Source organism: Gilliamella sp. A7, from assembly GCF_002142015.1.
Lineage (GTDB): Bacteria > Pseudomonadota > Gammaproteobacteria > Enterobacterales > Orbaceae > Gilliamella > Gilliamella apis_A.
Genome location: NZ_NASN01000012.1, coordinates 1 through 22,377 on the forward strand (window position 1 = coordinate 1; position 22,377 = coordinate 22,377).

Consider the following 22,377-nt stretch of genomic DNA (forward strand, 5'->3'; position numbering starts at 1 on the left):
CTGACCCCATGCCGAACTCAGAAGTGAAACGCCGTAGTGCCGATGGTAGTGTGGGTATTACCCATGTGAGAGTAGGGTGCCGCCAGACTTTTAAATATACGAGCCCAGCAGCAATGCTGGGCTTTTTCGCATTCTAGGATTAGTGTATTTTTTGTTAGTATGCTTATCAGAGCAATTTCTTTATGAGCAAATATAAGAGCAAATAATAGATAATTTAAATTTTCTATATTTATTTTGGATAATGACATATATATTTGAAAAATATATAATTACTGAATAACTAAGATGTAACGTGTTTGTAAAACGTCATGATAACAACTTTTTGTTGTATATATTTTTATTTATGAATAGAATTTTATTTAATAATTAATCTTAATATAGTCCATATTTTCAAATGTTACTTCTACTTGCATTAAGAAATTTTAGCTATGCTGTTTTTTTTTAAATTGATGTCGATATTTTATTTTTCACGAACCTTAATTAGCAATAATTTATACATTTATCCTCAATTATTTGTACTAGATTAATAATGAGTACACTATTTTGATTTAAACTCCAGAACGTATGATTATTGATATTATCGAATAGTTTTTTATAGATGATAGATTACTAATAAACAGGATTTTTAGAGGCTTTTACTATATTTGTTATCTTTTGTTAATAATTAAAATTATTAAATTATTAACAAAATCTGTTGTATGATATTATATTTATTCTATTAGTATCATTTTCCTATTTATTTATTGTTGTATGTGTGAAACAATTTAACAATATAAAAATAAATTTTTTGAGGTAGTCAGTGATCGATAATGATGGCTACCGTCCAAATGTAGGAATAGTTATTTGTAACAGGTATGGTCAAGTGCTTTGGGCTCGGCGTTATGGGCAAAACTCTTGGCAATTTCCTCAGGGCGGAATAAAACTTAATGAAACGCCAGAACAGGCAATGTTTCGTGAACTAAATGAAGAAGTAGGATTACTACCTAAAGACGTGAAAATTTTGTCAGTTACCAATGGTTGGTTAAGGTATAAATTACCAAAACGTATGATTCGTTGGGATAATCAACCGGTATGTATTGGTCAAAAACAAAAATGGTTTTTATTAGAATTAATTTCTGATACATCAGTAATTAATTTAAATATGTCTTCAACTCCTGAGTTTGATGATTGGAAATGGGTAAGTTATTGGTATCCTATACGACAGGTTATTGCTTTTAAGCGAGATGTATATCGCAAAGCAATGAAGGAATTTTCTTTATCTGCATTTACTATCCAATCTGAAGTAGAAGAGTCTGTAACAAATCTTTCTAAGAAAAAACGGTTTAACTACTTTGCTCACAAACGAAAAAATAAACAGCGTGTTAAAAAATGAATCAATTTTTACAATTTCCCAATTTTGATCCAATTGCTTTCTCTATCGGACCCATTTCATTACATTGGTATGGTGCAATGTACCTATTTGGTGTTGTTGGTGCTTTGTTTTTAGCTAAACGTCGTGCCAATAAACCCAATAGTAATTGGACATCACAACAAGTTGAAAACCTATTGTTCTGGGGGTTTTTAGGACTCTTTATCGGTGGACGATTAGGTTATGTATTATTTTATAATTTTGATTCATTTATTGAAGATCCGACTATCCTATTCAGAGTTTGGGAAGGGGGGATGTCTTTCCATGGAGGTTTGATTGGTGCCATTTGTGTTATTGCCATCTTTGCTAAAAAAACACAAAAGACGTTTATGCAAGTAGCTGATTTTGTGGCCCCATTAGTACCTATCGGATTAATGTTTGGTCGATTTGGTAATTTTATTAATGGTGAATTGTGGGGTAGAGTAACTAACTCTTCAATTGGTATGTTATTTCCTACTTCAGCGCATGCTGATTTTATGTTTGTTCAAGCAAATCCAGAATGGTTTTCTTTATACAGCCAATTAAATGGCGTTTTACCCCGTCATCCTTCACAACTTTATGAGATGTTTTTTGAAGGAATAGTACTATTTATTATTTTAAATTTATTTATTCGCAAACCTCGTCCAGTTGGTGCTGTTTCTGGACTGTTTTTAGTTTGCTATGGCATATTTAGGTTTATAATTGAGTTCTTTAGACAACCCGATGAACAATTAGGATTATTTTTAAATATAATCAGTATGGGACAAATCCTCTGCCTCCCTATGATCATTGGTGGTGTCTTAATGCTTTTATATGCATATAGATTTAACAATAAGGCTATTAAAAAATGAAACAGTATTTATCACTAATGCAAAAAATTTTAAACGAGGGAACGGCTAAGTCAGATCGAACAGGCACAGGAACATTATCGATCTTTGGTCATCAAATGCGATTTAATTTGCAAGATGGTTTTCCATTAGTGACAACAAAAAAATGTCATTTACGTTCAATTATCTATGAATTACTTTGGTTTCTTAAAGGTGATACTAATATCAATTATTTAAAAGATAATAAAGTAACTATTTGGGATGAATGGGCCGATGAAAATGGTGATCTTGGTCCTATTTATGGTAAACAATGGCGAGCTTGGGGGGCAGACAATAATCGACTGATAGATCAAATCTCGCAACTAATCGAACAAATTAAAAATGATCCAGACTCTAGACGAATGATAGTTTCGGCATGGAATGTAGGTGAGCTTGATCAAATGGCGTTAGCACCATGTCATGCTCTGTTTCAATTTTATGTCGCTCAAGGTAAACTATCGTGCCAACTTTATCAACGTTCTTGTGACGTATTCTTAGGGTTACCATTTAATATTGCTAGTTATTCATTATTAGTTCATATGATTGCTCAACAATGCGATTTAGAAGTTGGTGATTTTGTTTGGACAGGTGGCGATACTCATTTGTACTCCAATCATATGGAACAAACACATTTACAATTAAGTCGTGAGCCAAAACCATTGCCTAAGCTTGTCATTAAACGCAGACCTCCTACGATTTTTGATTATGAATTTGAAGATTTTGAAATTGTTGATTACGATCCTTATCCAGCAATAAAAGCACCAGTAGCAATATAAAGCTTAAAATATTCTTATAAATGCCCTTCTGGTATATTTTTCTGAATCATAAGTAAAAATCGATTATTAGGGATTAATCAATTTAATCCTTAATATTTGCTTTTCTGAATAATCTTTTCAGAAATTTCATGATAAAAAATTTTGATTATGTTTGATTATTTTATTTTTTTGCCGCATAACTGAAGATATTGGTATATAATAACTAACATTTGTTTAAATGGTTATTTAATCTTAATATGAGTCAAAATCAAGAAATTCATCCTATTTTTACAAAACGATTATTGCATCCTCGCTATTGGTTAACCTGGTTTGGCATTTTTATTTTATATTTGATCGTTTTATTGCCATATCCGATTATTTATCAATTAGGAAAAGGCTTAGGATTACTTTCAATGAAATTGATTGGTAAGCGTAAAGAGACCGCAAGGCAAAACTTAAAATTATGCTTTCCTGAAAAATCTGAACAAGAACGAGATAAGATATTAAGAGATAATTTTATTTCTACAGGACTTGCTATATTTGAAACTGGTATGGCGTGGTTCTGGTCCGACAAAAGACTTAAAAAACACGCTTCAATTGAAGGTGATTCACATATTACTCAGATACAACAGTCAGGACAAGGTGTTTTGTTAATTGGAATTCATTTTTTAACACTAGAGCTCGGTGCTCGTATTTTAGGTATGAGTCATCCTGGTGTTGGTGTTTATCGACCAAACGACAACCCTGTTATGGATTATGTACAATTAAAAGGGCGCTTGAAATCAAATAAATATATGTTAGATCGCTATAATACTAAAGGTATGATAAGAGCCTTAAAGAATGGTGAACTGCTTTGGTATGCGCCAGATCATGATTATGGGCCTAAAAATAGTGTTTTTGCACCACTTTTTGCGGTAGAAAAAGCAGCAACGACCATTGGAACTCGAATTCTAGTCAAATTAAGTCAGCCGGCAATTATTCCTTTCACACCTAAACGCGAAAAAAATGGTCACTATACGGTTTACGTTACACCTGAGCTAAAAGATTATCCTATAGATGATGATGTGCTAGCGGCTACTTTTATGAACAAAGCGATTGAACAAGAAATTTTAAAAGCACCAGAACAATATATGTGGTTACATCGACGCTTTAAAACCCGTCCTAAAGGTGAGGCGCCTTTGTATACAAATAAAGTCCAATCAGATTAATTTGATGACTTTATAATATTTTCAAATAATTGAAAGAAAGAATATGCAAAAACTGAACAAAATAATTCTCTATTGTCGACCAGGATTTGAAAAAGAGTGTGCAGCAGAAATAACGGATAGAGCCGCACAAAAAGAAATATTTGGTTTTGCCAAGGTTAAAGAAAATAGTGGTTATGTAATATTTGAGTGTTACCAAGACGATCAAGCTGAGTTATTAATTAAACAAATTTCATTTCGAACGTTGATTTTTGCAAGACAAATGTTTGTTGCTGGTGAATTATTAGCTGATTTATTAACTGAAGATCGTATTACGCCAATAATTAATGTTTTATCAGGTACTGTTGATAGAGCTGGTGATTTACGTGTTGAAGTTGCTGATACTAATGAAGGTAAGCAATTAGCAGGTTTTTGTCGTAAGTTTACAGTTCCACTTCGTCAGGCATTACGCAATAAACGTATATTGTTAAAAGTACAAAATCCATCACGACCAGTTATTCATTTATTATTTATCAATAATAATAGTTGTTATGTTGGCTATTCTCTGAGCCAAAATAATTCTCCTTTTTATATGGGAATACCGAGGTTAAAGTTTCCAGCTGATGCACCAAGTCGTTCAACATTAAAATTGGAAGAAGCTTTTCATATTTTTATTCCTTATGAAGAATGGGATGAACGACTTAAAGGCGGTTTAAATGCTGTTGATTTAGGGGCTTGTCCAGGTGGTTGGACTTATCAATTAGTCAAAAGAAGTATGATGGTATATGCTATAGACAATGGTCCTATGAATGAAAAATTAATGGAAACAGGACAAGTTAAACATTATCGTGAAGATGGCTTTAAATTTGTACCTAAAAAGCATAATATTTATTGGTTGGTGTGTGATATGGTTGAAAAACCAGCCAAAGTAACAGAGTTGGTAGCCAAATGGCTAACTAATGGTTGGTGTAGAGAGGCAATTTTTAATCTCAAATTACCAATGAAAAAACGTTACGAAGAAGTAAAACAAAATTTACTATTACTAATAGAAGAACTAAATAGCAACCAAATAAATGTACAAATTCAGACTAAGCAACTTTTTCATGATCGTGAAGAAGTCACTGTACATGTACAGCGGATTTGGGGATGAGAAATTATAAGAGAATGGGTATGAAATTAAAACAATCCTTTTATGCTATTGTTATTTTAGCATTATTTTCACTTTTGGTTGGGTGTCATCTTAACTTATTAAGAAGCACTGAATATGATGAAACTAAAGACTCTAATTATTATTTGTCGCAGGTAGATACTAGCTCAGGAAGTGCCAAAATTGATTGGCAGTTATTGGCGATAAGAGCATTAATAAATGAGAATAAACTCTCTCAGGCAACTAAATTATTATCTCAACTACCAACTAATCTTAATGCAGAACAACAAAAAGACCAATGGTTATCTCAAGGCGAAATAGCAATTAGAAAAGGGCAACGATTCAATCTCAACCAATTCTCTATCGATAAATTAAATGATTCACAATCATACCGTTATTATTCAATTAAATTAGCCTTAGACAAAAAAGCTAAAAAGATTAATGAGCAAGCATATGATTATTTATCTTTACAAAAATTCGCACCTGAAAAATTAAAAAAACAAATCTTAAATAATACCTGGAATTTCTTTAGCAAATTATCGCCAACTCAATTAAGTAAAATTTCTGTACTTGAAAATGATTTAACATTAAAAGGTTGGATTGATTTATGCTATACATATCAACGCAATAGTAAAAAAGCTTCTGTTCAAAGAGGCGATAGTCCAGAAGAGCTTGAAGCAAAAAATACAAATCGCAAAAATCAAATAAAACAAGCTATTTTGGATTGGGCGGCAAAATATCCTCATCATCCAGCACAAGATATTATTGCGATTATCACTGGGGAACAAACGCTTGCCGTTGATAATGTAAATGCTAAAAAAGTTGCTTTACTATTACCTCTAAATGGATCTTCTCAAATATTTGGTAACACCATTCGTCAAGGATATATTGATGCCGCTAAGTTTTATCCACAAGAGCCACAACAAAATATTATTGTTTTAGATACAACATCTGTTTCAATGGATAATTTAATTCAGCAAGCACAAGAACAAAATGTTGGATTAATCGTTGGTCCATTATTGAAATCTGAAGTGAGTCAAATAAAGCAGTTAGCACCAACTATTCCTGTTTTAGCATTGAATAAAGTTGATGATGGAACGGTTTCTTCTAACAAAATGTGCTTTTTTGCGCTATCTCCTGAAGATGAAGCAAAAGATGCAGCTGATCATATTTTTTCACAAAATAAACAAAAACCATTGTTAATTGTAACCCAAAATGATTTGGGTCGACGAGTAGCTCAAAGTTTCGCAAAACAATGGTTGCAAATTTCTAATGGTTCGCAAGCTTATGTGCAATATGTTGGTAGTTTAGATACCTTACGTGACAATATTAACCACAGTAGCGGAATCAGTTTAACGGGTAGTCCAATTACATTTAATAATGACGATGGATTAACTTCAATGACGTCAAGTGGTCCCTCAACCGGATTTGATGCAATTTATGTATATGCATCTTATGACGAATTAACCTTGATAAAACCAATGCTAGATATGGAGGCTGGTAAGACAATAGGTAATGGCGCTTCATCGATCGCGCTTTATTCAAGTTCTAAAAGTCATGTAGCAAATGCTTCGAATGACTTTTATTATGATATGAATCAAACTGAATATTCCGATATTCCTTTAATTATTAATTCATCAGAAAGAACAATGGCAATGATTCCTAGCAGTATTCAAAAAGACTATTCTTTAACACGATTATATGCTATGGGAATTGATGCTTGGCGAGTGGCTAATCGTTTTAATCAATTAGATTCTTATCAGTCTAATTTTTTAGCAGGTATGACAGGTAAATTATCAACCAGTGATCAATGTGAAGTGACCCGAGCTCTTGCATGGCAACAATATACTTATGCAGCATCCCAATCGTCTTCGAAACAGAGCGAGAACTAGAGATATCGGCAAGCACTATGAACATATTGCTTGCCAGTTCTTAGCCAATCATGGACTTGAGTTGCTTGATCAGAATAGCCAATTTCAAATTGGTGAAATTGATTTGGTCATGCGAGATAAAACTTGTTTAGTTTTTGTTGAAGTTAGATATCGCCAAAATGCTAACTTTGGCGAGGCTGAAATGACTATTTCGCTCACTAAGCAAAACAAAATTAAACAAGCAGCTCAACTTTGGATGTTAAATAATAACTTAAATATTGAAGATACAGAGTTTAGGTTTGATGTTTTTGCCATAACGGGAAAAAGTCAAAAATGGATAATTAATGCGTTTTAATGATCAGGTGAAAAACGTGCAAGATTTAATAAAAAACTATTTTACTGAAAGTATTCAAACTCAAATTGTTATGGCCGAATCTCTAGGCTCTTCAATTGAAAAAGCGGCTAATATTATCGTTGGTGGATTACTTAATGGTAATAAAATTATGGGATGTGGTAATGGTTCTGCTGCCGCAAATATACAAAGTTTTACCTCACGATTAATTACTAGTCTTGATATTGAAAGACCGAGTATTCCGGCTATTGCATTAGTTTCGGATAATGTATTATTAAGTGCGATATCTAATCACGAAGAAATTTATGCTCGACAAATTCAAGCTTTAGGACAACAAGGTGATATTTTAGTTATTTCAACTTGTGAAGGGAATAGCCGTTCGATTATTCGCGCTGTTCAAGAAGCTGTAATTAAAGATATGAAAATTGTTGCCTTAACTGCATTTGATGGTGGAGAAGTGATAGGATTACTTGGCCAGAATGATATTGAAATTAGAATTCCATCTTACAAAAAGGTGATGGCTTATGAAATGCATGCAATGATTTTAAACTGTTTAAGCCAATTAATTGAAAATACATTGTTTATTCATGCAGAATAAGTTGAAATAAAAACAGTTTTGTTCTGCATTAATAGCTATTTTCGTGCTATAATTATGAACTATTTTAAGATTTAAGTTAATAAGAGAACCAGGTGTTATGACCGAACTAGCCAAAGAAATAACCCCCGTCAATATTGAAGACGAATTAAAATCCTCTTATCTTGATTATGCGATGTCTGTTATTGTCGGGCGAGCTTTACCTGATGTCCGCGACGGACTCAAACCTGTTCATAGACGGGTTTTATTCGCTATGCATGAAGCTGGATACGACTGGAATAAACCTTACCGAAAATCTGCTCGTGTTGTTGGGGACGTAATCGGTAAATATCATCCACATGGTGATTCGGCCGTTTATGATACCATTGTTCGTATGGCACAACCATTTTCATTACGTTATATGCTTGTTGATGGCCAAGGTAACTTTGGTTCTGTCGATGGTGACTCGGCAGCAGCAATGCGTTATACCGAAATTCGTATGCAAAAGTTTGCCGGTGCATTATTAACTGATTTAGATAAAGAAACAGTAGATTTTTCACCAAACTACGATGGATCAGAAATGATTCCTGACGTGTTACCAACTCGCATTCCTAATTTATTAATTAATGGTTCGTCAGGTATTGCTGTTGGTATGGCAACCAATATCCCTCCTCATAATCTAGCAGAAGTTATCAATGGTTGCTTAGCATTTATTGAGGATGAAAATATTTCTGTTGATGGATTAATGGAATATATTCATGGTCCAGATTTTCCTACTGCTGCTTTAATTAACGGCCGTAAAGGTATTGAAAATGCTTATCGAACTGGCCGTGGCATTATTTATATTCGTTCAAAGGCGACGATTGAAGTAGATGATCATAGTGGTCGTGAAACAATCATTGTTAATGAGATCCCTTATCAAGTTAATAAGAAAAAACTGATCGAAAAAATAGCTGAGCTAGTTAAAGACAAAAAAGTTGAAGGTATTTCAGCATTGCGTGATGAATCAGATAAAGATGGTATGCGCATTGTTATTGAAATCAAACGTGATGCAGTTGGCGAAGTCGTTTTAAATAATCTTTTCTCATTAACTCAACTACAGGTTTCTTTCGGGATTAATATGGTTGCCTTACATAAAGGTCAACCGAAACTATTAAACTTACGAGAAATGATCGAAGCGTTTGTTCTTCACCGCCGTGAAGTCGTAACGCGTCGAACTATCTATGAACTTCGCAAAGCTCGTGAACGAGCACATGTGTTGGAAGGTTTAGCGATAGCATTGGCTAATATTGATCCTGTTATTGAATTAATTCGTGCTGCGGCGACTCCTTCTGAAGCGAAAGCTAAATTATTATCGCAAGCTTGGCAACTAGGTAATGTTGCGGCAATGCTTGAAAAAGCGGGGAATGATGCCGCTCGTCCTGAAGATTTAGCACCTGAGTTTGGTATTCGTGATGGCCATTATTATCTTTCTGAAGCTCAAGCTCAAGCAATTTTAGATCTTCGATTACATCGTCTAACAGGACTTGAACACGAGAAAATTCTAGATGAATATAAAGAACTATTAGTTCAAATTGCTGGTTTGTTACATATTCTAGCGAGTCCAGAAAGACTAATGGAAGTTATTCGCGAAGAGCTTGAAGCAGTTCGTGATCAATTTCAAGATGCAAGACGAACTGAAATTACAGCAAGTAGTGCGGATATCAATATTGAAGATCTTATTGCTCAAGAAGATGTTGTAGTTACGCTTTCTCATCAAGGTTATGTAAAATACCAACCGTTATCCGATTATGAAGCTCAGCGTCGAGGCGGTAAAGGTAAATCGGCAACGAAAATTAAAGAAGAAGATTTTGTCGAAAAATTATTGGTTGCAAATACTCATGACACGATTCTTTGTTTCTCAAGTCGTGGCAGATTATATTGGATGAAAGTTTATCAATTACCTGAAGCCAGTCGAGGCTCCCGTGGTCGTCCAATTATTAATTTATTACCATTGGAAGCAGATGAACGTATTACAGCGATTCTACCTGTTCGTGAGTTTGATGATGAGCATTGTGTGTTTATGGCGACAGCTCAAGGTACGGTTAAGAAAACTTCATTAATTGAATTTAGTCGTCCGAGAAGTGGTGGCATTATTGCTATTAATTTACGTGATGATGATGAGTTAATTGGTGTTGATTTAACTAGTAACGAAACAGCAGATACTGTTGATGATGAAGAACTCAATGATGATGTTATTGTTGATGAGCTTGACGATGGTGATGAGGTCTCGCAGATTTCCAATACTGAAGATATTATGTTATTCTCAGCCAATGGTAAAGTTGTACGATTCCCGGCCAATAAAGTTCGTTGTATGGGTAGAACAGCAACAGGTGTTCGAGGTATTAAATTAGAAGGTGATGATAAAGTTGTATCACTTATTGTCCCTCGTGGTAATGGGGCAATTTTAACCGCAACTCAAAATGGTTATGGTAAACGTACTGAACAAGAGTTATATCCAACTAAATCACGAGCAACGAAAGGCGTAATCTCTATTAAAGTGAGTGAGCGAAATGGTGCTGTAGTTGGTGCAGTACAGGTTGAAGAAACCGACCAAATCATGCTGATTACTGATGCCGGAACCTTAGTACGAACTCGAGTATCAGAAGTTAGTGTTGTTGGACGAAATACGCAAGGGGTTACGTTGATTCGAACAGCTGAAAATGAGAAGGTTGTCGGATTACAGCGAATTGCTGAAACAGAGGATGATGTTGAATCGGAACTATCGCCACAGAGTGAGGATAGTAATGATTCAACCCAAGAATCCGAGCAATAATTTTAATTATAAAAAAGGATTAGCCACACAGACTAATCCTTTTTTATTTTCTAAAACAGTGATAAGGAATAGAATTACATGTCTTTCTTAATAAAAAAAATCTTAACTAATCTTGCATGGCAAATATTAATTGCTTTGATTTTAGGTGTAGCTGTTGGTGCTTTTCTTTATGAACTAGCGGATCCTAATCATGCGTTACATTCATATTACCAATTTTCAATTGTTAATATTTTTCAACCAGCAGGTGATATCTTTATTCGTTTAATTAAGATGATTGTTTTACCAATTATTCTTAGTACACTGACATTAGGTATCGCTGGAATAGGTGGATCTAAACGTTTAGGAACATTAGGATTTAAAACCATTCTTTATTTCGAAATCATTACAACAATTGCTATTTTATTAGGCCTTTTATGGGGTAATGTTTTTGCACCGGGTGCAGGTATTGATTCTTCAACTTTAGCTACAACTGATATTAGTAAATATACTAAAGCAGCCGAAGAGTTAAGTGGCAAACCTCACGGTTTGATTGTCATGATCTTAGATATGATTCCAGCAAATATATTTAAAGCAATGACTGATGGCGCAGTTTTACCGGTTATTTTCTTCTGTGTATTTTTTGGTTTAGGTTTAATGTCTTTACCAGATAAACAACGCGAACCATTTGTGTTCTTCTTGAAAGTAGTTTCAGATACTATGTTTAAAGTGACCAATATGATTATGCGTTATGCTCCAATTGGTGTATTTGCATTAATTACCGTAACTGTTGCTAAATATGGCTTTGCTTCTTTACTACCGTTATTAAAATTGATTATAACTGTATATTCTGCAATGATCATTTTTACATTATTGATATTAGGTGCAGTTTGTAAACTATGTAAATTCAATATCTTTACCTTATTAAAAATATTGAAGGAAGAATTAGTTATTGCTTTTTCTACAGCAAGTTCAGAAACAGCATTACCAAAAATTATTGAAAAGATGGAAGCCTATGGGGCACCAAAAGCTATCACAAGCTTTGTTATTCCTACTGGATATTCATTTAATCTTGATGGTTCGACATTATACCAAAGTATCACGGTTATCTTCTTAGCACAGTTATTTGGTATGGATTTAAGTATCTTAGATCAAATTATCATTGTAATAACATTAATGATTGCTTCAAAAGGAATAGCTGGTGTACCAGGCGCTTCTATTTTAGTACTATCAGCAACACTTGGTAGTGTAGGTATTCCACTTGAAGGTATCGGTTATATTATGGGTGTTGAACGAATTTTAGATATGGGTAGAACAGTTGTTAATGTTGTGGGTAACGCATTAGCGGCAATTGTTATTGCGCGTTGGGAACATGTCTTTGATGATAAAAAGGCAAGAGCCTATGAGCAAGAATATTTAAAATAGAAATTTACTCTAAAAAGCTTCAGGTAACTGAAGCTTTTTTTATACATCTAATTTAATAAATTTAATGGTGAGATTATTCAAAATATAAAAAAACCCAGCTTAAGCTGGGTTTTTTATTGCTAGATAAAACTATTTAATTTTAGCTTCTTTATAAACAACATGCTGACGAACAACAGGATCATATTTTTTGATCTCCATTTTTTCAGGCATGGTTCTTTTGTTTTTGCTAGTGGTATAAAAATGACCGGTACCAGCAGAAGAAACTAATCTAATTTTTTCACGTACACCTTTAGCCATGATATGGTTTCCTTATTAGTACTTTTCACCACGGGCACGAAGTTCAGCTAAAACTGCATCAATACCCTTTTTATCGATAGTACGCATACCTTTAGCTGATACACGCAATTTTACAAAACGTTTTTCACTCTCAATCCAGAAACGGTGAGTTTGAAGGTTTGGTAGAAAACGACGTTTAGTAGCATTCATCGCATGAGAACGATTATTTCCCACTAAAGGACCTTTTCCTGTTACTTGGCATACTCGTGACATGTCAATAATTCTCCAAAATTTCTATGCTTAAGCCTAGGGCGTAATATGTTAATGGAATTAACCTCGTCAGGCTTTTAGTTCGCTGCAGTTCTTTTGAGAAGCAGTCTCACCTCTCACACTACACCCATAATAATGAGGTAGCGAAGTATACGCTTTTACAGGCAAATTCTCAAGCATTATCTTATTTATGCACAAAAATAAGTTTCTAATTGAAAAAAATAAATATACCGAGAGTTGTTATTATTAGCAAAACATATTATATGTTAACTCATGTTGTGTTGTTAAATATAAAACTATTTAATTTTATAATAAATATGTTTTAATACTATTGAATTCAGATATTATCTGTTAAGCCTAATTTTCTTACTTTCAAGGAGATAGTATGAGTCAGTTCACACCATACAGTATCTATGGCATTATCGGTTATCCATTAGGGCATAGTATGAGCCCACTTATTCATACAACATCATTTCAAGATTATGGTATTCCTGCTGTATTGGTACCATTTCCTACGCCACCCGAAGATATTGCTACTTTATTTAAATCAGTAAGATTACTTAATATTCGTGGTTTATGTGTCACTATTCCACATAAGCAAACTATTATCCCTTATTTAGATGAAGTTACCGAACACGTCAAAAAAGCGGGAGCTGCTAACTTAGTTTATTGGGATGGTGACAAACTTTGTGGTGATAACACTGACATTATTGGTTTTATGCAACCACTAGCACAAAAAAAACTACCTGATGAATATAAGAAAGTCTTACTACTTGGCGCTGGTGGTGCGGCTAGGGCTGCGGTTGTTGGTTTACAAGACCTTGGTTATCACGACATTACGGTAACGGATATTGTTACTGATCTTCCAAAGGCATTAGCTAAAGAATTTAATCTTAAAACGGTTGCATGGGAAGATAGAGATAAAGTGGAAGCGCAAATTATTATCAATTCTACTCCATTAGGTATGCAAGGCAAATTTGAAGATCAGACACCTTACGAACAAGCTTGGTTTAAAGGTAAAGGGATTGCATACGATATTGTATATACCCCATACAATACTAAATTTAGACAAGAAGCAGAAAAAGCGGGATGGGAATCGATTTCTGGTCGAGAAATGTTTATTGGTCAAGCAAATGCCCAATTTAAAATTTGGACAGGTAAAGATCTTTCTGAGAAAGCAAAACAAGCTGTAATTGATGCCTTAGCAGGAAAATAAAATTATAAATAGTCTCGCTCTCATTTTATGGGAGCGATATTTTAAGGTTTTAGGTATTTAATCATCATTTTAAATATTTATTAAATTAATAAAGTAACTATGTTTAGTAAATTTAAAATTGATTAAAAAGGAGTAGTTATGACTAATTTAGAATTACAAGCATATCGCCGTTTTTTAATGTTAAAAGTGTCAGAAGCAAGTGAATACATTGGTAAAACTGATGTCGAAACATGGCGTGAGTGGGAAAACGGTTCATTACCTATTCCTGAAAATGTGGCAATAGCTATGAAAGAATTAAAAGCTTTTCGCAATGAGAAAATAAAACTGATTATAAATAGCATTAATGACCGTGTAGGTAGTAATACCATTCGTTATTTTATGACTTATCCAGAATTCAAAAAAGTTAACCCAGACTTAGATGTGCTGCAATGGCGATTACATCAATCAATTGCCACTGAACTTTATTTTAGAGGATTAGAAAAATTGTGTTAATGATTATGTTTGACACAGAAGGCTATGATTAAAATCGAATGTGTAACAAATTATTTACAGTTGTTTTTTATTTATTTTTATTTAAATCATATTGTTATATTGATGTTAAATTAGACTGTAAAAAAATATTGCAAAAAGTTAAATGAATCTCTAGCATAGATAACTTATTTCCAGATCTGTATATTTAAAAGGACCCACAATGAAGAAAACAATTTTTTTAGTTGGCGCAAGAGCCGCTGGCAAAACAACAATGGGTAAAATGTTAGCCAATAAGTTATCCTTTTCTTTTATTGATACAGATTGTCATCTACTCGAAACAACGCAGAAAACTGTAGCGGAAATTGTCGAAAAAGAAGGATGGGAAGGGTTTCGAGCTAGAGAAAGCCAAGTGCTTATTGAGACAGCTAAACCCAATAAAGTTATTGCAACTGGTGGTGGTATGGTACTAGCTGAGCAAAACCGTCAGTTTATGAAACAGCATGGCACAGTTATTTTTCTCTCAGCTCCTGCAGCGACATTAGCGGCACGTTTGATGAAAGATCCAAATGTAGCGCAGAGACCATCATTAACGGGTATGTCGATATCCGATGAGATGGAGAAAGTGCTTGCTGAACGTTTACCTTTATACCACGATGCCGCTCATCATGTTGTTAATGTTGACCAAGATGAGAATTTAATTCTTACTGAAATATTGGAAAAACTGCAAACTAATTAAATTACCATTTTTTAAATATAAATTATTTGCCTCGGCATAATGTTAGTACATCAATTTGTAATTTAAACAATCTACATATCATAAATTTATTAATTGTGAAGATTCTTGAATTACAGCAAATAAAATAGTCTATTAACAGTAAGTAATTGATATATATTACTTTAAGATAGTAGTAAACACTTGTATATTAATTGCGATTGCGTTTTTTAAGTCGCTTAAACTAGTTAAATTAATATTGGAGCTTTACACATGAATAATCAAAGAGTCAATTCTTATGGGATTGCTGGCTCTATATATGCTAATTACATAATACAAAGTATTGCTTTAATTGTTATTATGCAGTTCGCAGAAAGCATTTCAAAACAGCTTAATACTGATGTAAATGTCGGTCTTGGCTATGTTGCATCAGGAATCGGTATTGGAAAAATTTTATTAATGTTTGTCGGTGGAATGCTATCTGATAAATTTGGACGAAAATTATTTATCTATTTAGGTATGGCTTGTTATATTGTCTTTTTCGTCAGTATGCCATTTTGTCATAATATAGATATTGCCTTTTGTTTAGCTATTGCCATCGGTATAGGTAACTCTTTCTTAGATACAGGGTCTATGCCTGCATTAACTGAATGTTTTCCTCGCTCATCGGGTTCGGCTAGTGTTTTGATTAAAGCTTTTATCTCAATGGGAAGTTTTATTCTGCCACTAATTGTTGGATTATTTTATAAATACGATATTTGGTATGGATGGGCATTTTTGGGTTTTACTGCCTATCTAATTATTAATGCAATTAATTTGCTACCAAAAAAATTTCCACCTAAAGATACCAGAATTAAAGGTAATCAAGGTTCTGATGATTACTTTATTCGTAAACCAAATTTTGCTTTTGAAGGCATTTTATTGATAATTATGGGATTCACAACTACCGCAACCTTTGTGATCATTTGGCAATGGCTACCTGCGATTGCAATTAAAGCGGTTAATATGCCAACAATTGAAGCTAAACAGCTTATTAGCTTTTATAGTTCTGCTTCAATCGTTTCTGTCTTTATCACTGCTTTTATAGTGAAAAAATTCTTGAAACCAATTTATTGTATTTTTATCTTACCTGCAATGTCATCATTGGTTTTACTATTATTTTATTTTGACCTATCGCCATTAATGTGTTTAATCACCGCAATCGGGATGGGATTTTTTGCTGCTGGAGGTGTTTTACAATTAACCTTAGTTGTGATGCAACAAATGTTTCCAACACGTAAAGGGCTTGCTGTGGGTTGTATGTATACTTTAAGTGGCCTATCTTTCTTTATTATCCCGAGAGTTATCCCTGAATTGGCTGAAATTAATGTTAGTTATGCTATCTTAGCTGATTTAATAATGGCCGTAATGAGTACCTTACTAGGACTGATTGTTTACTGCAGATTTGTGAAAGTTATTGATATGAAGAAGATTTAAATGTGAATCACTCGAATAACTAAAATGATTACTGAGCCGTCTTAATGACGGCTCTTGTCTATAAGCATCTTAATAAATTAATGTTTTATCATTTCCTAGCGAATTTAATAAAAGTTTTTTCCTACGTCAGTATCGAACTTTAGCTTGTTGAACTTATCAAAAAAGACTTGCTATTAACTAAAAAATAAATAAAAATACAAAAAATATGAATAAATATTCATTTTGGTGGTGATAAGATGAAAGAAAGAACAACTGAATTGGTTGATGGTTTAAGGCATTCGGTACCTTATATTAATGCTCATCAAGGAAAAACTTTCGTTATTTTATTAACAGGTGCAGTACTAAAGAGTCATAATTATGCAAGCATTATTAGTGACATTGGTTTATTGCATAGTTTAGGCATTAAATTGGTTATTGTGAATGGGGCTCGTAACCAAATAGATGAATCACTCAAAAGTCATAATATCCAACCTAGATATCATAAAAATACTCGAATTACTGATGCAGCAACTTTAGACATTGTTAAACAGGTGACCGGGTTATTACAGCTCAATATAACAGCAAGTTTATCAATGAGCTTAAATAATACGCCGTTACAAGGTGCACATATCAATGTTGTTAGCGGTAATTTTGTTATTGCACAGCCATTAGGTGTTGATGACGGAGTGGATTATTGTCACACCGGGAAAATTCGGCGAATTAACAATGAGGCAATTGATGAACAATTGAATCGAGGATCAATTGTATTATTAGGGCCTGTAGGAGTATCAGTTACTGGTGAAAGTTTTAACTTATCGTCCGAAGATGTTGCCGCTGAAGTTGCTATTCGCCTTAAAGCTGATAAATTAATCAGTTTTTGTGCTGAGCAAGGCGTGCTTGATGAAAACAATCATGTTATTACCGATCTTTTTCCGATTGATGCCGATAATTACGTTAATAACAAAGAGCAAAGTGGTAAGCATTTATCTAGTGAAGCGCGTTTTTTACGTGCTGCATCAAAAGCATGTCGTAATGGTGTACGTCGTAGCCATTTAGTCAGTTATCTTGTCGATGGTTCTATTCTGCAGGAACTATTTTCACGTGATGGTATTGGAACTCAAGTGTCAATGGAACATTCAGAACAAGTCCGTACCGCAACGATAAATGATATCGGTGGTATTTTAGAATTGATCCGTCCACTTGAAGAACAAGGTATTTTGGTTAAACGCTCAAGAGAACAGTTAGAAATTGAAATTGATAAATTTACCATTATTGAGCGTGATAATATGACGATTGGCTGTGCAGCTCTTTATCCATATCCGGAAGAAAAAATGGGCGAAATGGCTTGTGTAGCGATTCATCCTCAATATCGAAACTCGTCACGAGGTGATCTATTATTAGAAAAAATTGCAGAAACGGCTCACAATTTAGGGTTAGAAAAGATCTTTGTGTTGACTACTCGTAGTATTCACTGGTTTCGTGAAAAAGGCTTTAATCCAGCTGAAGTCGATGACCTGCCTATTAAAAAGAAACAACTCTATAATTATCAGAGAAATTCTAAAATTTTAATGTTTGATTTAGTTTAACTATATCTAGTTTTAAAAGTCCAATTTATTCAAAGTTGGACTTTTTTATTTTGACTAACTGTAAGATTGCCTAATTATTAATTTAAGGTAAACGATGGCTATATCAATAAACTATCAATATGATTCTATGTAGAAGGTAAAAAATTGCTTATTGTTTATGGAAGAAATAGCATTATTGAATAATAGAAAGGATACGCAAGATTAAAGGGGAGATGAATGCTATGTTGACTCACTTTAAATATAACAATTCGCATTTTGCAGAATTTGTAACGTAAATGATTTTTTTAAATAAAATCCTCGTGGACGCGTTAATATAATTTGGCCGTTTTCACCAATAGCTTCAGTTAAAACTTTTCCATTAGCAGCTTTAGGACGGATCTGTAAATAAGTACCATAACGGGCAGTAATCTTTTCAACCTGACCAAGTACAATCATATCCATCAACTCTTGCCAATCTTGTTTAAGTTGTTGCTCTTGTTGTTCAGTTGGTGTCCATAATATGGGGTGGCCAACTTTTCTCTGGGCTAGGGGTATACTTCGTTCTCCTTCAATAGGGATCCACAGAACTTTACTTAGTTTATATTTCACATGGCTTGTTTCCCAAATTACACCATGATTAGCCATTAATGGGAGGACACTGACAAAAGTTGTTTCAAGTGGTTTACCTTGTTTATTAACTGGAATAGTTTTTAATTCGATGCCTAAATTAGCAAAATCACGTTCGGCTTTACTACCAGCATTAGCACCTAAAAAAGTTTCAATTAAATTACCTACCCATCCTTTTTGCTTATTAAGATTAGCTGGAATAGCAATATTTAAATAGTTAGCTATCTCACCAAAACTATAACCTGCAGCGAGTCTGGCTCGGTTTAACAATTCTTGTTCATTGCAAGGTTGGAAATTTTTCATTTAATCTGTTTTAAATAACTTTAATCATATCCACAACTCATTATATTGGCTGTGGATATTAAAATAAATCATTATTAACTTAGTTTTTCAACCCAATTAGCATAACTATTAATGATCAATGAAAGAAATGCTTTCGTTTTTTCACTAATATTACTGTTTTCATCAAAAGCGCTGTTAATATTACCAATATAAGCTTCTGGTTGTTGTAGTGTTGGCATATCAAGAAAAACTAATGATTGTCGTAACTGATGATTTGCTCCAAAACCACCAATAGCACCTTGAGAGACAGAAACTACCACAGCTGGTTTTTGCGACCAAACATTTTTACCATAAGGGCGAGAACCCACATCTAAAGCATTTTTAATCACTGCCGGCAAGCCTCGATTATACTCTGGTGTCACAAATATAACACCATCACAATTGGCAATTTGTTGACGAAAACGTTCATAAGATTTGGGTGGTGAATCTACATCAATATCTTCGTTATAAAACGGTAAATCACCAATCTCAATAATATTTAAAGAAAGTGATTGTGGCGCTATCTGTTGTAATACTTTTGCGACTTTTAAATTGTAGGAATCTTTACGTAAACTACCAACAAGTACAGCAATTTTTTTACTCATTTGTAATTCTCCCTTATTCAAAAGATAAAGAGACACAATATGTGTCTCTTATTCGGGATGATCACTCATCGCCACTAGATTTTAGTGACCAGAAGAGTCTAATTTACGCCCAGTTTCAAATAAGAACCATGCGCGTTTTTCAGTTTGATCTATCCATTCTTCAATTAAACTTGCTGTTGCTGAGTCATTATATTTATCACAAATATCATGGGCTACACGCATACGAGTAGTTAGTTTAATATTATCTTGGCAGAGTTCAGCTATCATATCTGACGGTTCAACAAAATCAGCATCGTTATCAGAGATACTCTGTAATTTCGAAATATGACCAATTGAACGTAGCGTTGTGCCGCCTAATTTTCGTACACGTTCAGCAATTGGGTCTGTCATTGCAAATAACTCTTCTCCATGATCATCTAACATTAAATGATAATCACGAAAATGAGGGCCACTAACATGCCAATGAAAGTTTTTGGTTTTTAAATATAAAGCAAATACATCTGCTAATACAGAGTTCATGGCACCGGAAATATCTTTTGATGCCTTTTGACCTAAATCAGTTGGAAACAAAATAGCTGCTTGTTGTAGCCTTTTTGCCGAAGTCGTACTTTTAGCCATATTAGATTCTCCTGTTAATTGAAAAGTAAAATAACTTTGTAATATCAAATTACGCCAACTCATCAGTAAAAAACAGTCATTGTTAACTATTGCTGTTATATCAATAATCTATGAATAAATTAACTAAAAATTATTTACTAAATATTTAAAAATAAATTTCAAAACAACGATTAATTTTGCAAATTATGATCACATTAAAGCCATTTTAAATAATTTATAGCATCAATATTTTTATCAATTAGATGACAAAATTTATTTGCTAAACAAATATTAGTTGACTTACTTTAACTCTGAATGACAATCTTGACTGATACTATTTACTATTTTTAAAAATCTAAAACCATTAGATAAGAAAAATATTTATAAAATATAAATCAAAAAAATTGAGGAAAGGGGTTTTTTAGCCTGAAATTATTGGTTAAATTTGGTAACGAAAGCTACATTTTTATTATTATATTAAAATTGTTTTAATCGTTACCAGTCATTTTTAATGAATAGCATTACGGAATTTTCGAGTATATGATTTTGTGATGGCCGTTATTAGTGATATATAATTTTTTAAATAATAACGACCGAAATCATTTTTAATGATAAAAATTAAAACAATAATCTTGCTCGAATTGTACCTGTAACACTTTTCAGCTTAATTAATAACTCTTCGGCTTTATTTTGTTCAACTCTATCAATATCAATAACAACATAACCTATTTTAGCATCAGTTTGTAGATATTGGGCAGAAATATTTAGACCTTGTTCAGCAAATAATGTATTGATAGCCGTTAATACCCCAGGTTGATTATGGTGAATATTGATAAAACGGCTTGAACCTTTTGCTGGAATCGGTAATGAAGCTTCAGGGAAGTTAACCGCTGAAAGGGTTGCACCAGTATCGGAATATTTCGCTAATTTAGTTGCAACCTCAATACCGATATTTTCTTGTGCTTCACTGGTTGAACCGCCAATATGAGGAGTAATAATAACATTATCAAATTTACATAAAGGTGATTCAAAAGGATCATTATTGGTAGCAGGTTCCGTTGGGAAAACGTCAATTGCAGCACCGCTTAGTTTATTGGTTTCTAAAGCTTGTGTTAGCGCTTCGATATCAATCACGCTACCACGTGATGCATTGAGCAATATTGCACCTGTTTTCATCATATCAATTTCAGGCTGGCTAATCATGTTAATTGTGGTTGGATTTTCTGGAACATGCATACTGACAATATCACTGATAGCAAGTAATTCTTGCATTGTTGGAATTTGTTTGGCATTTCCTAGTGATAATTTGGTTTCAATATCATAAAAAAAGACATTCATCCCTAATGATTCAGCTAATACACTCAACTGGCTACCAATATGACCATAACCAATGATACCCAAATTTTTACCTCGAGCTTCGTGCGAGCCTGTTGCTAGTTTATTCCATTTACCCTGATGGGCTTTAGCGTTAGCTTCCGGTACCCGGCGAAGTAATAATATTGCTTCAGCTAATACTAGCTCCGCTACAGAGCGAGTATTTGAAAATGGCGCATTAAAAACCGGAATACCTTTAACTGTCGCTGCGTCAAGTTCAACTTGATTAGTGCCAATACAAAAACAACCAATACCGGCTAATTTTGGCGCTGCATCAATGATCTCTTTAGTTAAATGTGTTCTGGAACGAATACCAATAAATCTGGCATCTTTTAAAGCTGTTTCAAGCTCAGATTTCGATAGTGCCCCCTTATGATACTCAATGTTGTTAAAGCCCGCCGATTTAAGTGTTTCAACTGCACTAGGGTGGATACCTTCAAGTAATAGAAACTTGTTTTTGTCTTTCGTTAATGCCTGAACAGCCATTTATTCCTCTCTATGCTTAATATTTTAATTGATTGTAAACACAAAATTAT

Annotated in this window: 21 protein-coding genes; 15 read left to right on the forward strand and 6 right to left on the reverse strand. The window is 33.6% G+C overall.

All coding sequences use genetic code 11. From position 1 onward, the window contains the following. Nucleotides 1–799 precede the first annotated feature (799 nt). The 10 genes from rppH (at nucleotide 800) to gltP (ending at nucleotide 12,352) form a co-directional block, all read left to right on the forward strand. Entirely contained in the window at nucleotides 800–1,372 is a 573-nt protein-coding gene (gene rppH / locus B6D18_RS04845; RefSeq protein WP_086363414.1) for an RNA pyrophosphohydrolase, read from the forward strand. Then, on the forward strand, nucleotides 1,369–2,238 hold the full coding sequence (lgt, locus tag B6D18_RS04850; RefSeq protein WP_086363415.1) for a prolipoprotein diacylglyceryl transferase: 870 nt from the start codon (nucleotides 1,369–1,371) through the stop codon (nucleotides 2,236–2,238). The genes rppH and lgt overlap by 4 nt, the downstream gene beginning before the upstream one ends. Next, nucleotides 2,235–3,029 (forward strand): thymidylate synthase, encoded by a 795-nt coding sequence (gene thyA / locus B6D18_RS04855; protein WP_086363416.1) that lies wholly within the window; start codon nucleotides 2,235–2,237, stop codon nucleotides 3,027–3,029. Before lgt ends, thyA begins: the two co-directional genes overlap by 4 nt. 236 nt (nucleotides 3,030–3,265) lie before the next feature. After that, the gene (locus B6D18_RS04860; protein ID WP_086363417.1) at nucleotides 3,266–4,216 is read left to right on the forward strand and encodes a Kdo(2)-lipid IV(A) acyltransferase; all 951 of its coding nucleotides are present in this window, start codon (nucleotides 3,266–3,268) and stop codon (nucleotides 4,214–4,216) included. Between the two features lie 52 nt (nucleotides 4,217–4,268). Next, nucleotides 4,269–5,342, forward strand: coding sequence for a 23S rRNA (cytidine(2498)-2'-O)-methyltransferase RlmM (gene rlmM / locus B6D18_RS04865; RefSeq protein ID WP_086363465.1), 1,074 nt, complete (start codon nucleotides 4,269–4,271; stop codon nucleotides 5,340–5,342). A gap of 20 nt (nucleotides 5,343–5,362) precedes the next feature. Continuing rightward, complete coding sequence (locus B6D18_RS04870; protein WP_158092521.1) at nucleotides 5,363–7,231, forward strand: penicillin-binding protein activator; 1,869 nt, start codon at nucleotides 5,363–5,365, stop codon at nucleotides 7,229–7,231. Continuing rightward, complete coding sequence (locus B6D18_RS04875; RefSeq protein ID WP_086363419.1) at nucleotides 7,191–7,565, forward strand: YraN family protein; 375 nt, start codon at nucleotides 7,191–7,193, stop codon at nucleotides 7,563–7,565. The genes B6D18_RS04870 and B6D18_RS04875 overlap by 41 nt, the downstream gene beginning before the upstream one ends. Before the next feature lie 16 nt (nucleotides 7,566–7,581). Continuing rightward, complete coding sequence (locus B6D18_RS04880; RefSeq protein WP_086363466.1) at nucleotides 7,582–8,160, forward strand: SIS domain-containing protein; 579 nt, start codon at nucleotides 7,582–7,584, stop codon at nucleotides 8,158–8,160. 97 nt (nucleotides 8,161–8,257) lie between these two features. Continuing rightward, nucleotides 8,258–10,951: a DNA topoisomerase (ATP-hydrolyzing) subunit A gene (gene gyrA / locus B6D18_RS04885; RefSeq protein WP_086363420.1), complete on the forward strand. Its 2,694-nt coding sequence runs from the start codon at nucleotides 8,258–8,260 to the stop codon at nucleotides 10,949–10,951. A gap of 90 nt (nucleotides 10,952–11,041) precedes the next feature. Then, complete coding sequence (gene gltP / locus B6D18_RS04890; protein ID WP_086363467.1) at nucleotides 11,042–12,352, forward strand: glutamate/aspartate:proton symporter GltP; 1,311 nt, start codon at nucleotides 11,042–11,044, stop codon at nucleotides 12,350–12,352. Nucleotides 12,353–12,481: 129 nt separating this feature from the next. Here gltP and rpmG read toward each other — a convergent pair whose 3' ends face one another. Both rpmG and rpmB read right to left on the reverse strand, forming a co-directional pair. Then, nucleotides 12,482–12,649: a 50S ribosomal protein L33 gene (rpmG, locus tag B6D18_RS04895; protein WP_034884348.1), complete on the reverse strand. Its 168-nt coding sequence runs from the start codon at nucleotides 12,647–12,649 to the stop codon at nucleotides 12,482–12,484. Nucleotides 12,650–12,664: 15 nt separating this feature from the next. Continuing rightward, nucleotides 12,665–12,901 carry a 50S ribosomal protein L28 gene (gene rpmB, locus B6D18_RS04900; RefSeq protein ID WP_034884345.1) on the reverse strand — a complete coding sequence of 79 codons (237 nt, stop codon included), beginning with the start codon at nucleotides 12,899–12,901 and terminating at the stop codon, nucleotides 12,665–12,667. 382 nt (nucleotides 12,902–13,283) lie between these two features. Here rpmB and aroE point away from each other — a divergent pair, with 382 nt between their 5' ends. From aroE to argA, 5 genes are all read left to right on the forward strand, one after another. Next, on the forward strand, nucleotides 13,284–14,114 hold the full coding sequence (aroE, locus tag B6D18_RS04905) for a shikimate dehydrogenase (RefSeq protein WP_086363421.1): 831 nt from the start codon (nucleotides 13,284–13,286) through the stop codon (nucleotides 14,112–14,114). 138 nt (nucleotides 14,115–14,252) lie between these two features. Then, entirely contained in the window at nucleotides 14,253–14,606 is a 354-nt protein-coding gene (locus B6D18_RS04910) for a DUF1870 family protein (protein WP_086363422.1), read from the forward strand. Nucleotides 14,607–14,805: 199 nt separating this feature from the next. Next, complete coding sequence (gene aroL / locus B6D18_RS04915) at nucleotides 14,806–15,321, forward strand: shikimate kinase AroL (RefSeq protein WP_086363423.1); 516 nt, start codon at nucleotides 14,806–14,808, stop codon at nucleotides 15,319–15,321. A 249-nt stretch (nucleotides 15,322–15,570) separates the two neighbouring features. Next, a complete protein-coding gene (locus B6D18_RS04920) occupies nucleotides 15,571–16,773 on the forward strand; it encodes an MFS transporter (protein WP_086363424.1) in 1,203 nt (400 codons plus the stop codon). Between the two features lie 236 nt (nucleotides 16,774–17,009). After that, nucleotides 17,010–18,338 carry an amino-acid N-acetyltransferase gene (argA, locus tag B6D18_RS04925; protein WP_065578259.1) on the forward strand — a complete coding sequence of 443 codons (1,329 nt, stop codon included), beginning with the start codon at nucleotides 17,010–17,012 and terminating at the stop codon, nucleotides 18,336–18,338. A 234-nt stretch (nucleotides 18,339–18,572) separates the two neighbouring features. Here argA and mutH read toward each other — a convergent pair whose 3' ends face one another. From mutH to serA, 4 genes are all read right to left on the reverse strand, one after another. After that, nucleotides 18,573–19,247, reverse strand: a complete 675-nt coding sequence (mutH, locus tag B6D18_RS04930; protein ID WP_086363425.1) for a DNA mismatch repair endonuclease MutH — start codon at nucleotides 19,245–19,247, stop codon at nucleotides 18,573–18,575. Nucleotides 19,248–19,321: 74 nt separating this feature from the next. Continuing rightward, a complete protein-coding gene (locus B6D18_RS04935) occupies nucleotides 19,322–19,870 on the reverse strand; it encodes an NADPH-dependent FMN reductase (RefSeq protein WP_086363426.1) in 549 nt (182 codons plus the stop codon). A gap of 81 nt (nucleotides 19,871–19,951) precedes the next feature. Next, on the reverse strand, nucleotides 19,952–20,488 hold the full coding sequence (locus B6D18_RS04940; RefSeq protein WP_086363427.1) for a Dps family protein: 537 nt from the start codon (nucleotides 20,486–20,488) through the stop codon (nucleotides 19,952–19,954). A gap of 597 nt (nucleotides 20,489–21,085) precedes the next feature. Then, nucleotides 21,086–22,327 carry a phosphoglycerate dehydrogenase gene (serA, locus tag B6D18_RS04945; RefSeq protein WP_086363428.1) on the reverse strand — a complete coding sequence of 414 codons (1,242 nt, stop codon included), beginning with the start codon at nucleotides 22,325–22,327 and terminating at the stop codon, nucleotides 21,086–21,088. Nucleotides 22,328–22,377 lie beyond the last annotated feature (50 nt).